Origin of the sequence: Sutterella seckii, assembly GCF_009183815.1 — a bacterium.
Lineage (GTDB): Bacteria > Pseudomonadota > Gammaproteobacteria > Burkholderiales > Burkholderiaceae_F > Sutterella > Sutterella seckii.
On sequence record NZ_WEHX01000002.1, the window covers coordinates 110,130 to 123,797 of the forward strand.

Annotated in this window: 9 protein-coding genes; 6 read left to right on the top strand and 3 right to left on the bottom strand. The window is 60.5% G+C overall.

Annotated elements, in window-relative coordinates; genetic code table 11:
* Positions 1 to 49: 49 nt before the first annotated feature.
* Positions 50 to 1,030 carry a YheT family hydrolase gene (locus GBM95_RS01070; RefSeq protein ID WP_152157394.1) on the bottom strand — a complete coding sequence of 327 codons (981 nt, stop codon included), beginning with the start codon at positions 1,028 to 1,030 and terminating at the stop codon, positions 50 to 52.
* A 122-nt stretch (positions 1,031 to 1,152) separates the two neighbouring features.
* Positions 1,153 to 4,032, bottom strand: a complete 2,880-nt coding sequence (gene glnE / locus GBM95_RS01075; RefSeq protein WP_226963102.1) for a bifunctional [glutamate--ammonia ligase]-adenylyl-L-tyrosine phosphorylase/[glutamate--ammonia-ligase] adenylyltransferase — start codon at positions 4,030 to 4,032, stop codon at positions 1,153 to 1,155.
* 88 nt (positions 4,033 to 4,120) lie between these two features.
* Here glnE and GBM95_RS01080 point away from each other — a divergent pair, with 88 nt between their 5' ends.
* From GBM95_RS01080 to GBM95_RS01095, 4 genes are all read left to right on the top strand, one after another.
* The gene (locus GBM95_RS01080) at positions 4,121 to 8,227 is read left to right on the top strand and encodes a YhdP family protein (protein WP_152157396.1); all 4,107 of its coding nucleotides are present in this window, start codon (positions 4,121 to 4,123) and stop codon (positions 8,225 to 8,227) included.
* 7 nt (positions 8,228 to 8,234) lie between these two features.
* Positions 8,235 to 8,552 (top strand): thioredoxin family protein, encoded by a 318-nt coding sequence (locus GBM95_RS01085; protein ID WP_193222530.1) that lies wholly within the window; start codon positions 8,235 to 8,237, stop codon positions 8,550 to 8,552.
* 106 nt (positions 8,553 to 8,658) lie between these two features.
* Positions 8,659 to 9,252 carry a lysophospholipid acyltransferase family protein gene (locus tag GBM95_RS01090; RefSeq protein WP_152157406.1) on the top strand — a complete coding sequence of 198 codons (594 nt, stop codon included), beginning with the start codon at positions 8,659 to 8,661 and terminating at the stop codon, positions 9,250 to 9,252.
* A complete protein-coding gene (locus tag GBM95_RS01095) occupies positions 9,249 to 10,220 on the top strand; it encodes a phosphatidate cytidylyltransferase (protein ID WP_152157398.1) in 972 nt (323 codons plus the stop codon). Before GBM95_RS01090 ends, GBM95_RS01095 begins: the two co-directional genes overlap by 4 nt.
* 108 nt (positions 10,221 to 10,328) lie before the next feature.
* Here the strand turns inward: GBM95_RS01095 and infA are convergent, their stop codons facing one another.
* Entirely contained in the window at positions 10,329 to 10,589 is a 261-nt protein-coding gene (gene infA / locus GBM95_RS01100) for a translation initiation factor IF-1 (RefSeq protein WP_139688113.1), read from the bottom strand.
* A 511-nt stretch (positions 10,590 to 11,100) separates the two neighbouring features.
* Here infA and hemG point away from each other — a divergent pair.
* On the top strand, positions 11,101 to 11,640 hold the full coding sequence (gene hemG / locus GBM95_RS01105) for a menaquinone-dependent protoporphyrinogen IX dehydrogenase (protein WP_152157399.1): 540 nt from the start codon (positions 11,101 to 11,103) through the stop codon (positions 11,638 to 11,640).
* A gap of 167 nt (positions 11,641 to 11,807) precedes the next feature.
* Positions 11,808 to 13,487, top strand: a complete 1,680-nt coding sequence (locus tag GBM95_RS01110) for an AMP-binding protein (RefSeq protein ID WP_152157400.1) — start codon at positions 11,808 to 11,810, stop codon at positions 13,485 to 13,487.
* The last annotated feature ends 181 nt before the right edge of the window (positions 13,488 to 13,668 follow it).

Consider the following 13,668-nt stretch of genomic DNA (forward strand, 5'->3'; position numbering starts at 1 on the left):
GGCGCACGTCCAAAAAGAATTAAGGGCGGCACCCGAAAGACTGCAGGCTTTAGCAGCCGGTGCCGAAGAACTTCATCACGCGGCGCGGGAGGTATTCGAGATCGCCCGGGAATCTTCCGCCTTCGGGGAAGCCCACGTGGCCGCCCTCCTTCGGAAATTCGCCCAATACGGACGAGCTCATCTCTGCGGCCGTGGGAAGCGCCCAGGCAGGCAGAAACGGGTCATTTTGCGCATTAAGAAGAAGGAGCGGAACTCTCACCCCCGGCAGATACTGCTTCGCGGAGCATTTCTGCCAGTAGTCCATGGCCGATTTGAAGCCGTGAACCGGAGCCGTGTAGATGTCATCGAAATCATACAGAGTTCGGCAGCGTCTGATGACCTCAATGTCAAAGAGATCCGGGTAGAGACGCGCTTTTTCCTCAAGCTTGAGCTTCAGGGTCTTCAGGAACATGTCCGCATAGAGCGTGTTGACGCCCTTGCTGATGCGCTCGCTCCCGGCAACCAGGTCAATCGGGGCGCAGATCGACACGGCGCCCTCAACGAGACCGATGGCATCCTTTCCAAGGTCTCCCAGGCATTTTGAGAGCTGATTGCCGCCGAGAGAGACGCCCACGGCGTACATCTTCGCCTGAGGGAAGCGCCCGTGAACAGTTTTGAGCACCCAGCTGTTGTCCGCCGTATCGCCCGCGAAATAAGCGCGGGGGAGCCTGTTCATAAGACCGCCGCAGGTGCGGAAGTGCGCTACCACGCCGCGCCAGCCGATCCGCACGCATTCGTGCATGAGGGCTTCGGCGTAGTGGCTGTCGCTTCCGCCCTCAAGTCCGTGAAAGTGCACGAGCACGGGCGCTGCCGGATCAAGCGGCTCGGGCTCCGCCCAGTCCCAGGCAACAATGTCGTCGTCGGGCGTAGTGACGATTTCCCGTCGATAAGTCACCTTCGGACGCGCGGTGATGCGCGCCGGAATGACGGTCTGCAGGTGGCCTCCCGGGCACCAGGACGGAGCACTGTAATCGGACTCGGAAATAGGCATGGCGAGATAGAAGCAAAAATCTTGAACGAGCGTTCAGAAAGAATTTTCTGATTCTAGCCCGCTGCCGTCAGTTTGCTTCTCCCTGACACAATCTGTTGCGGTTGGCGCATCCCGCGGAATGCCTACTGCCGCTGCGGTCCGTCATTGCCGAAGACTTCCCGCCAGAGGGTTTTGACGGCTTCGCGCTCCGCTTCGGCCATGTCGAGAGGAACCCTCGCGGGGACGCCTTCGCCGGCATTAAGCCTGATCTCGTGCTGAAGCGCCCGGTAGCGGCGGTAGGCGAGAACCGCCTTCGCCGCGGACGCCTCATCAATGAGGCCGAGCCGGGCGCACATTTCGAGAAGCAGGATGTTGCCGAAGTTGTTGACGAGCTCCGGAAATTCAGCGCTCCAGCCGAGCACGAGGTACTGCACGATGAATTCAACGTCCACCATGCCGCCGCGGTCGTGCTTCAAGTCGAAAAGACCGCTTGAATTCGGATGCCCCTCGAGCATCTTCGCCCGCATGGCGCTCACCTCAACCTTGAGTGCATCGCGGTTGCGGGGTTCCCTGAGAATTGCCACGCGCTCCGCCTCAAACTTGCGGCCGAGGTCCGGGTCGCCCGCGACAAAGCGGGCGCGCGTCAGCGCCTGATGCTCCCAGAGCCAGGCGCCGTTGCCGTCCACGTTGCGCTGATAGCGAGAAAACATGTCGAAGGAAGAAACGGCGAGTCCGTTCTCTCCATTGGGCCTCAGCCTCAGGTCGACGTCGAAGAGCTTCCCGGACGATGTCTGCACGGTGAGCGCGCTCATCATCCGGCGCACAAGACGGCTGTAGAGCGCATCCGATTCCGGATCGGGATCGTCGCAAAGGAAGACGAGATCAAGGTCGCTCTGATACCCGAGTTCCTTCCCCCCGAGCTTCCCGTAGCCGATCACGGCGAATTTCGGCGGCTCCTCGGGGTGCTTCGGCAAACTCGCCCATGCGAGATCAAGCACTTCCGCAATCACGGCATCAGCGAGTGCGGAAAGCTGGTCTGCAAGGCGCTCCACGGCGAACCGTCCGTCGAGATCCGCCACCAGCAGGCGGAACACCGCGCCGTGGTGCGCATCGCGCAGGTAATTCATCTGCCGCTCCTGGTCGCCTTCGGCAGACACGAGCTGCTCATGGAGATTCTCCTGCCAGCCGCTCCAGTCGACCGGGGTGAAGTCGTCCATTTCCGAACATCTCGAATCGACAAGCTCATCGAGCACAATGGGATGGCGCACGACGTAGTCCGCACTCCAGCGGCTTGCCGCGAGCACGCGGCCGACGCGTGCTGCCGCGGAAGGATACTGATAAAGAAGCGCCGCATAGGTCGAGCGTCCGGCGATCGCCTCAAGGAGACGCAGGTAGCGCGAAAGCTCCTCGGCGCTCGAAATCACCCGGGTGCCGGATCGTTCAATCCATTCGGGGCACTTTTCGACGACAAACTGCACGAGCCGCCGCATGCGCGTGCGCGCCTCTTCGGAAAGGACGAGCGCGCGTCTGCCGCTCACGAGCGAAAGAATGCGCGAGGAGAGCTCGCCGCTTGAATCGCCGTAGCCCAGATCGCCAAGCAGCTTCTCAAGCATTTCGGGCGCTCTCGGCGATCCGTCCGCCCAGCCTGCCGGCCAGCGATCTGCATCTTTGGCTTCCGATTTTTCGGCATTCACCTGAAAAACGCCGTCGAAAGTCTTCGCCACATACTCGCGCACGCGCTCGATTTTCGACCAGAGCTCAGAGGGTTCCATGCCGAGGAGGCCGGCCGCGCGCTCGAGCGTCTCTCCCTCGCGCGGCAGCCACTGCGTCTGCTGATCGTCGACGTACTGCAGCGCATGCTCGACATCGCGCAGAAATACGTAGTATCCGGAAAGCGCATCTGCAGCCTCCGCCGTGAGCGCGCCCGCACGGGCGAGCGCCTCGATCATCGGGAGCGTTGAGCGGCCGCGCAGCGTCGCATCGCGCCCGCCGCGGATCACCTGAAGCGTCTGAACAATAAATTCGATTTCCCGGATTCCGCCGCGTCCAAGCTTCACGTTGCAGCCTTCCCGCGAACGCGCAAGCTCCCTGCGGTCCGTTTCCGCGCGCACGAGTTCATGCAGCTTCGTAAGCGAGCTGATGGCGCTGAAGTCAAGATATTTGCGGAAAACGAAAGGCTGAACGAGGGAGCGGATGTAGCGCGATTCCGTCTCAAACTGCTCGGGCGTAGAAAATACCGGACCGCTCACGATCCGGCCCTTCAGCCATGCAAAGCGCTCCCAGTCGCGTCCCTGCGTGTAGAGATACTCCTCGAGCATGTCGGCCGAGCAGACGATCGGACCGGCGTCGCCGTTGGGCCTCAGGCGCATGTCGACGCGGAAAACGAACCCGGGGCCCTCCGGGTCATTCAAGGCCGGAATGATCCGCCGCGCGAGCCGCGCATAAAACTCGTCGACCGTCACGGACCGGCGGGCATTGGGGAATTCCGCCGTCGGCCGCGTTTCGCCTTCGTCGCCGTAAAGAAAAATAAGGTCGATGTCGGAAGAGACGTTGAGCTCCCGGCCGCCGAGCTTGCCCATGCCGACGACGAGCAGATCCTGCGGGACGCCTTCGGCATTCATTGGCACGCCCCAGCGCTCGGCGAGCTCGCGCCCGTGAACGCGCACCACAGCCTGAATCGATTCCTCCGCAAAGATGGTCATCGTATCGACCACTTCATGGAAGCCGCAGGCGCCCGTGGCATTTCGTCCGATGAGGGTAAGCATGATGTCGCGGCGAAGCTTTCTGAGCGCAAGCGAGAGTTGTTCGCTGTCAGCTGCCCGGAGAATCTCCCCGCGGATGCGTTCGCGCGACCAGGGCTCTGCAGCCAGTGCTTCAAACCGGGCAAGCTTCTCCGCTTCGTCGTCGCCCGGCACCATGGCCTTGAGCGAGCGCGATGCAAAGAGCGAAAGTTCGGCAGCTTCCCTCAACGTCGGCCTCGTCATATTTTTCTCCTTCTGGCAAGAAGCGCGTGTATCTGCAATTCTACGTTTCGATTTGACAAACCTTGCAGGCGCGGCGCCGTGCTAACGTTTCGAGTGGCATTTCCCTCAACCCTGAAGCGATTCTGCAGTGCGCCCCGAATCCCCCTATCGCGAAGCTCAGACCGGACATTCTTCCTCCCTGAGAAAATGGCTCGGGAGAGCGGGCTGGTTTTTGCTCGCGATTTGGTTCATAGCCGGGTCGGCAATCGTTTTCTCGCGCTGGTTCTTCACGACGCAATTTCCGAAGCACCTCAGCCAATATGAGGCGATGCTCGGCGAAGCAACCGGCATTGACGTAAAGGCGGGCCGTCTGCAGACAGGCTTCACGCTGCTGCGCCCCGTCATCACGCTCGAGGATGTCGCGCTCTCGCGCAGAAACGGGCCGGTGTCGCTCCATCTCCCGAAAGTTCAGGCCGAACTTGCCTGGAGCTCCATCTGGCATCTGGAGCCCCGCTTTCAGACGCTCATCATCTCTGCGCCTACATTTAATGTAAGGCGTTTGAATGAAAAGACTTTCAATATCGGCGGCTTTACGCTCGACGTCGGCGGCGCGGCAGAACCCGCTTCCTCCGGCGAAGCATCCCGCAAGACCGATATTCCGGCCCTCACGTGGCTACTGAGCCAGGGGCGGATCCTGATTGAGAACGGAACCTTCCGCTATACGGACGAAACGCTGCCGGAGCCGCTGCCGGAGCCGCTGCCGGTTGCCGTCAACCGCGCGAACATTGCTTTCGAACAGAGGCTTTTCGACTACCGGGCGTCGCTTTCGGGCATTCTCCAAACGGACGGCATTGCGAGACCCTTTGATCTGCGCGCACGGCTTGAAAAGAACATCTTCTCAGAGAAGGCTGATCCCTTCACCTGGAAGGGAGAGGCTTATGCGGATTTTGCTCGCGTCGACTTCGCGCGCATCATGCAGCGCATCGGCTTCGCAAATGTCGTGCGCACAGGATCGGGCGCCGCGCGCACGTGGATCAGCTTTGACTCCGGGCGCATCACTCGGCTCCTCTCCGACATCAACCTTTCCCGGGTTCGCGCTCAGATTGCGCCTGAGCTCGAAAAACTCAATCTCTCGAGTCTTTCCGGCCGCGTCGAATTCTCTGAAGATGCCGGCGGGATGCACTTCCGCGCCGATCGTCTTGCCTTTCAGCACGGCCTCAGCGGCTCGCGCTTCGGTCCGGCCACAATTACCGCCGACTGCGCGAAGAACGCTGCCGACGACGTGAGTTCATGCAATTTCGGTGCATCCGAGGTCTCCATCGGAACGCTCGCCAAAATTGCCTCATCGCTCCCGCTGCCTCACGACGCGCTCAACTTTCTCTCCGAGCGTCCGATCTCGGGCATCCTCCAGGAAGCGAGCGCCTCATTTCACAGCGACTATAAAAATCCGAGCAACTGGAGCTTCGCGGGGGTCTTCCGCGGCATCACGGTTCCTCCGGGAGAGGACGGGCTCCCCGGCATACGGAACCTTTCCGGCTCCGTCCGCACCGATACGCCGGGCGAATTCGACATCACGCTCGACATGCATTACGGCGCGCTTTATTTCCCCGGCGTCTTCAGAAATCCGCAGCTCAACGTGACGAGCCTGACGGGCCGGGTGAAGGCATCCATTCATTCTGAGGTCAATCTGGCCTTTGAAGACATTAAGGTCGCCAACGACGATCTCGCCGCGCGGGCTGAGGGAACCTGGAAAAATTCCGGCGGCGCGGGCTCGATCGACATTTCGGGTTCGGTCGAGCGCGGCATCGGCACCTCCGTCATCAAGTATCTTCCCAACGTTATCGGCGATCCGGCGCTCGACTACGTCGAGGCTGCAATCATGGGAGGCCGCATTACGGGCGGCAGATTCGTCGTCCGCGGACCACTCGATGCCTTCCCCTGGGACGGCTGGAATCCGGCCGAGGGGGAATTCCGGATTGAGGGCGATGTCGCTGACGGCTCCATGGACTTCATGCCGACGCGCGAAAGGACGAAGGACGGCAAAGCCTGGGTCCGGGGCGGAGAGTTCCCGGTGCTCAACCGCGTCGGCGCGCATCTTGCCTTTGTCGGCAACCGGATGACCATCACAGGAAATTCCGCGAAGTGCGGCGCGCTCTCGGCAACAGACGTCAAGGTTGAAATCCCGTCCTTTGTTTCCAATCCGCCGCTCCTTACGGTTGACGGAAAAATCACGGGCGATTTCGGCGAAGCGCTCGGCTACCTTGGAAGAGCCGGATTCCTCGCTGATCTGATCGGAAAGCCCTTTGAGAAATCCCGCGGAAGCGGCGCAACTGAGGCTGTCCTCTCGCTCAGGGTTCCGCTCGGGAACGGCGCTACCGAATATTCGGTCGACGCAGCGCTCTCTCAGGGAACCTTCGCTTATCAGCCGTTCCTCCCGGAAGTGAAGAACCTTTCCGGAAAACTCACCGTGTCCTCGAAAGGCATTTCCACGCCTCAGGTTTTCCGCGGCAGCACCGCAGCCGGCCCCGTCACGGCATCGGCGCAGTCGGATAAAAACGGCGTCACGCTCGACATTCACTCAGGGGCGATCCCTGAGGATCTGCAGAGGCTCGTAGATGCCGACTGGGTCACTCCCTGGTTCGGCGCGCTCTCCGGAAAAACTGAAGTACGCACCCGCGCCACGATTCCCTGGGATTCAAAAAAGCCTCTCAGAATTGAAGGCGAATCTTCCCTTGAGGGGCTCGCGAGCGAACTTCCCGAACCTCTCGGAAAATCAGCTCAGGCAAAAATTCCCGCCAAATTCATCTATGAGCACGACGGGACTCATGCCTCGCTCTCGGTCTCGGCTTCGCCCCTCATGAATCTGAATTTCGGCTGGCAGGGAGAGAAGCTCTCGCGCGGCTACATCGGCCTCGGCGCCCCCATGAGAAGCGTCGCTTCGGGTCTCGAAGCCGCAATCCGCACCGAAAAGCTCGACCTCACGCGATGGACTGAGCTTTGGGAAAAGCTGCAGAAGCCGACAGCAGCGCCGCAAAGGGAAGCTTCTGCGGCGGGCGCCGTCCCCGACATTTCCAAGCTCGACTTCTATGCGGGGAACGTCACCTGGAAGGACCAGTCGCTCGGCACAATCGACGGCGTCTGGCGGCAGCTTCCCGGCCTATGGCATCTGCGGGTTCACAGCGACATGGCGATGGGCCAGGCCGAATATGCCTATGAAACGACGAATGCCGCGCCGAGGCTCACCCTCAAGCTCAACAGCCTCCGCCTTCCGGAAATCGCTGAAGACAAAACGACGTCTGTTCCCACAGGCACCGGAACGCTGCCGCTTTCGGCCGCAGTACCCCCGAAAAACAATTCGGGCATTGCCGGCGCGCTCGAAAAACTTCCTCTTCTGCCCGATCTGCGCATCGTGATTGATGAACTTGTCTACGGAAGAAGAAATGTCGGAAAGCTCGAGGTCTCTGCCGACAACCGGGTCGCACCTGAGGGCGGGCGCGACTGGACGCTCAACGCGCTCACGATCCGCAATGCGGGCGGCACGCTCACGAGTTCAGGCCGCTGGCACCGCGTGAGCATGGACGACCCGGGCCGCTCGACGCTTAATTCCGTCATTGATGTCAAGGACGCCGGAAATGTTCTTTCGAGCCTCGACATCAAGGGCGTTCTCCGGGAAGCTCCCGGCGAAGCAAAGCTCAATCTTTCCTGGATCGGCCGTCCAAGCGGCTTCAACCTTCAGACGCTCTCAGGCGAGGTATCCGCTCATACGGGTGCCGGGCAGCTCCTTCAGGTTGAGCCCGGTGCCGGGCGTCTGCTCTCTCTCCTTTCGATGCAGCATCTGCTCAGGCGGCTCACGCTCGACTTCCGCGACGTCATCTCACAGGGCTTCCGATTCGATTCCTTCTCCACCAGTTCCGAGATTGAGAACGGCGTCATTCACGTGAAGCGCACCACTATAGCCGGAAGCGCGGCAACGGTAGTGACGTCGGGCGACGTCGATCTCGTCAACAACATCCTTGACCTGAAGGCGCTCGTTCTTCCGAGCATCAATGCCGAGGGCGCTTCGCTCGCGCTCGCCATTGCCAACCCTGCCGTCGGCCTCGGCACGCTCCTCGCGCAATGGGTGCTGAAGGACCAGATATCAAACTTCCTCTCCACGGAATATGAGGTCAAGGGGTCGATCGACGACCCGACGATCGAGAAGATTCCCTTTGCGCAGCGTCAGGCAGGATCCGGCACGCAGCGGCGGAATCCCTGAAAAAATCATGTCAGACTCTCCGGCCATTCTTGCGCTTACGCGCCGCATCGCCTCGGGCGCGCCCGTATTTCTCTTCTTTTCAGGGAGCTGGTGCGACGCCTGCCGCGCCATGAAGCCGCTCTTCCTTGAGGCCGCCCGAACCCATGCAGGCGAAGCCGAATTCGCCGTCGCCGATATCGAGGAGGCAAGCTATCTCGCCGCCGACTGCGGCGTGTCCTCGCTTCCCGCCATCGTCTTCTTCAGGGACGGCGATGATATGGACATGCTCGCAGGACGCTTCTCCAGAGGAGAGCTAGAGGCTTTCATTTCCCGCATGCTTCCCTGATCCGCTCTCAAATGCCGCCTTACTCCGGCAAACCCGCGCAGACTGCAGGATAATGTCGGGATTCACTCATTCAGACGGAAAAGAAGTGTTCAGTCCCTTCAAGCTGATGACTCCGATCGTGTGGCTTACGCGCCTTCTCGTTGGCGCCTATCCGCACTGGCAGGGCTGCGCCCCATCGCCGAAGCAGCGCATCTACTTCGCCAACCACACGAGCCACCTCGATACCATCGTGATCTGGGCTTCTCTCCCCCCGGCGCTTCGCCGGCACGTGCGCCCGGTCGCGGCTAAAGACTATTGGGAAAAAGGCCTCCTCAGGCGCCGCATCGCGCTCGATGAACTCCACTGCGTGCTGATCGACCGTCGCCGCACCGAGCACTCGAACCCGCTCGATCCGCTGCGCGAAGCCCTGCGTCAGGGAGACTCCCTCATCATCTTCCCTGAAGGCACCCGGCGGCCCCAGCCGCTGCCGAGCCCCTTCAAATCCGGCATCTGGCACCTGATGACCGAATTCCCGAATGTCGAATTCATCCCGGTCTACATTGAGAACCTGCACCGCGCCATGCCGAAGGGCGTCCTGATTCCCGTACCCACCGTCTGTTCGGTGCGCTTCGGGGCTCCGGTCGAGCATTCGCCCCAGGACCTCAAGGAAGATTTCCTCAACCGCGCGCGCGACGCCGTTATTGAACTGTCAAAAGCATGAGACTCGGTTTCACCATTCAGGAGGCGTACACCTTCCTCTTCTTCGGACTGGTGCTGCTCGCGGCGCTCGGCACCTTCTATGTTTCCTGGGCGCTTGACCGGGCTACAGAACCCGAGCGCCAGCAGAGGCTGCGCGCCGTGAGCTCGCGCCTGCGCATGGCCTGGTGGCTGATCGTCGTCTTTACGATCGCCTTCCTTCTCGGGCAGCCCGCGCTTCTCGTCTTCTTCGCCTTCATCAGCTTCTTCCTGCTGAGGGAATTCATCGCCATTACGCCGACAAAGCCCACGGACCACTACGCGCTCGTGGTTGCCTTCTATCTGGCGATTCCGCTTCAGTACCTTGCGATCGGGTTCGATCAGCCCGAGATCTACACGCTCTTCATCCCGGTCTATCTCTTCCTGGTGCTGCCGGTGATCATGGCGTTCTCGCGCGACACGGACCGCTACCTCGAGCGCGTCGCCAAGGTTCAATGGGGCCTCATGCTCTGCGTCTTCTGCCTTTCGCATGCGCCGGCAATCGCCATGCTTGACCTGACGCGCTACGGCTCCTCCGGCCCGCTTCTCATGCTCTTCTTCCTGCTCGTGATCTTCGTTTCCGACCTCACGAGCTCGATTGCGAGCTCCATGCTCGGCGGCAAAACGCTTCGCTTCAACATGAACCGCACGGTTGTCGGCAACGTGATCGGCGGTCTGGGCGGCATCATCGCGAGCGCGCTCATGTTCTGGATCACGCCCTTCCGCTTCTGGCAGGCGCTCCTCATGGCGCTTGCCGTCGTGATCGCCGGCGTTCTCGGCGACATGGTCTTCAACTGCGTCCGCCGCAGCATGGGCGGAGAACGGCTTGCCGGCGAAGGCGACATCTACATCACGCGCGGGCTCCTCGCCCGCCTCGCGCCCATCACTTTTGCCGCACCGGTCTTCTATCACCTGACGACGATCTTCTTCATTACCTATAAGGACGTCTTCTAAGGAGCCATTGCGCAGAACGCAAAAAAGCCCGCTTCCGGAATTTCCTGGAGGCGGGCTTCTTTTTTGCCCCGGGAACCGGACGTGCGGCTCCTCAGGGTTCAAAGACCATCAGCGGCGGCGCTGCTGGCCCTGGGGCGCCGGAGCGCGGCCCTCAATATGACGGAAGGTAATGCGGCCCTTCGTGAGGTCATACGGCGAGAGCTCAAGCGAGACGCGGTCGCCGGCGAGAATGCGGATGTGGTGCTTGCGCATCTTGCCGTTGGTGTAAGCGATGAGTTCGTGACCGTTGTCGAGCTTCACTCGGTAGCGGGCGTCCGGGAGCACTTCCAGGACCTGACCCGACATCTCAATGAGATCTTCCTTTGCCATATGAATCCATGTGTATGGGGAAACGTAAATCCCGGCATCCTGAAGCAGAACCTCTCCCACCGGGAAAGTCGCCCATGCCGGACATGCTTCTGCGCTCCTGCCATTCAAAAATGAATGGGTAATGCGCCAAGCAACTTCTTTGAAGCGCAGGATTTTACACCTACCATTTGCAAATCTGCGATTCTTGGGCGAATTTTTCACTTCCTTCCGTCCAAAAATCTTCTGCGCGCCGAACAGGCAGTAATCCTCCTTAAGAACTAGAAAATCGCCGCGAGGTAATATTCTTTTCGTACCCCTCGGGCTTCGAGGCTTTTTCCGACGCCCCGGAGCGCACGATTCGGTCAGCTTTCCGGCCGCACCATGCAATTTCCAAGCGCCTCACCAGGAAGCCAGGCGGCACACCCTCAGAAGATTTGGCGGGTACGGGTCTTGCCTCTGAACCCCATGAGCTCGACTCCTGCACCATTGTCTTTTCAGCGAAAGCAATTTATCGGAGCAAAGGAATAATCCTATGAAGTCAGTCCTCGTTCTTTACCACAGCAATTCCGGCCACACCGCCCGCATTGCGCGCCGCATCTGGGAAACGGTCATTGCCGAAGGCAATCAGGCTGATCTGATGTGCGTCATGGAAGCGGATCGCGAAGGGATTGACTGGAACAAATACGATCTCGTGATCGTCGGCGCTCCGGTTTTCTACGGCAAGTTCAGCCGTCAGCTCGTGGCCTTCGTCAATCGCTTCAAGTCCGTTCTGGATGCCAAGGCGACGAGCTTCTTCTCGGTCTCTGTCGTCGCCCGCACGCCTGCCAAGTGCACGCCTGAAGGCAACGTCTATACGCGCAAGTTCCTCCAGGGCAATCCCTGGAAGCCGAAGGATGCGCACTGCTTTGCCGGCAAGGTCGACTACCCGAACTGGGGCTGGCTCGACACCAAGATGATCCAGATGATCATGAAGATGACGAAGGGCCCGACGGAGCCGACCGCCATCATCGACTACACCGACTGGAAGGACGTCGAGGACTACGCCCGTCACTGCCTGACGCTTGAAGCCTGAGAATCCTCTGGCGCAGAACGCCCTTGAGGCGGAATCACCGCAAATGCCGGCCCATTTGATTCGGGTTATCCCCGAAGAGAAGGCCGGCATTTTGCATTCTGACGGAGAGTTTTTGTCGCGCTAATCGACTACACTGCGCTCCACCCCGATTTTTCTAAAAATTGCCCATGTCCGATTTCCTTTGGTACGGCGCCTATCCTGCCGGCATTCCTCACACCATTGATCCTGACAGCATCGCCAACATCCCGGCGATTCTCGATGCTGCGGCAAAGAAGTTCCCGAAGCGCACGGGCTACACGAACCTCGGCGCCAACCTGAGCTACGCCGATGCGGAAAAGCGCTCCAAGGAATTTGCGGCCTATCTGCAGTCGCTCCCGGAGCTGAAGCCCGGCGACCGCGTCGCCGTCATGATGCCCAATCTCCTGCAGTACGTTGTTGCGGTCTTCGGCATCCTGCGCGCGGGCATGACGGTCGTGAACATCAACCCGCTCTATACGGCGCGCGAAGTTCACCATTCGCTCAAGGACTCCGGCGCCAAGGCGATCGTGATCATCGAAAACTTCGCCCGCACGCTTGAACAGGCCGTCCCGGGAACGAGCTGCACGCGCTTCATTCTGACGGGCGCCGGCGACATGCTTTCCTTCCCCAAGCGCGAGATCGTCAACTTCATGATCCGCCATGTGAAGAAGATGGTCCCGGTCTACAAGCTTCCCGGAGCGGTGAACTTTCGCGATGCGCTTTCGATCGGCCGCTCTGCCGGCTTCAGGCCCGTCGACGTGAAGTCCTCCGACCTTGCCTTCCTTCAGTACACCGGAGGAACGACCGGGGTCGCCAAGGGAGCGGAGCTCACGCACCGCAACATGATCGCCAACGTCCTTCAGGTGAGCGCCTGGATTTCGCAGCGCTTTGAGGAAGGCGAAGAAACCGTGCTCACGGCGCTGCCGCTCTACCATGTCTTCTCGCTCACGGCGACCATGGTCTTTACGCACTGGGCCGCCGAGATGGTGCTCATCACCAACCCGCGCAACCTCGATTCCCTTGCCGGCGAATGCGTGAAGCACGATGTTTCCGTCATCATCGGCGTCAATACGCTTTTTGCCGCGCTGCTTCGCAACCCGGTCTTCAAGCGCGCGAAGCTGAAGCGCCTCAAGCTCACCTGCGGCGGCGGCGCTCAGGTGCAGAAAGTCGTCGCCGAAGAGTGGCTCGCCCAGACCCAGTGCCCGATTCTCGAAGCCTACGGCCTCACGGAATGCAGTCCGGCCGTCTGCGGAAACATCCCGGGGGCGCCCTGGGACGGCTCTGTCGGCGTGCCGATTCCGTCCACTGAAGTTTCGATCCGCGGCGACGGATTCCGCGATCTCGGCTTCTGCCCGGAAGGAGAGGATCCCGCGCCCTATACCGGCGAAATCTGCGTGAAGGGCCCGCAGGTGATGCGCGGCTACTGGAAGAAGCCCGAGGAAACCGCCGGCGTCATTCGCGACGGGTGGCTCAGAACCGGCGACGTCGGTCATATGGACCATCGCGGCGTCGTCTACATCACCGACCGCAAGAAGGACATGATCATCGTTTCGGGCTTCAATGTTTACCCGAACGAAGTCGAGAACGTCATTGCCGCCATGCCGGGCGTCCTGGAAGTGGGCGTCACCGGCGTCTCGTCGCCGAAATCCGGCGAAACGGTGAAGGCCGTCATTGTGAAGAAGGATCCGGCGCTCACGGAAGAAGACGTGAAGAACTGGTGCCGCAAGGAACTCACGCGCTACAAGGTTCCTCACGTGATCGTCTTTGTCGAAAGCCTCCCGAAAACGCCTGTAGGGAAGATTCTCCGCCGCGAATTGAAGGATCTTTAATTCCTTCAACGCTGAAGCATTTAAGGAAACGGCCGTACGCCTCAGATAGAGGCGCACGGCCGTTTGTCGTGTGCCCGGCATGGGCGATTTCTATAGGGTGAAAGTCCCGATGAGCAGGAGGTAGTGCCAAGCTCACAGCCAGAGGCAAGGGTGTCCGTCGTGAGGCGGAATCTGAAAGAAG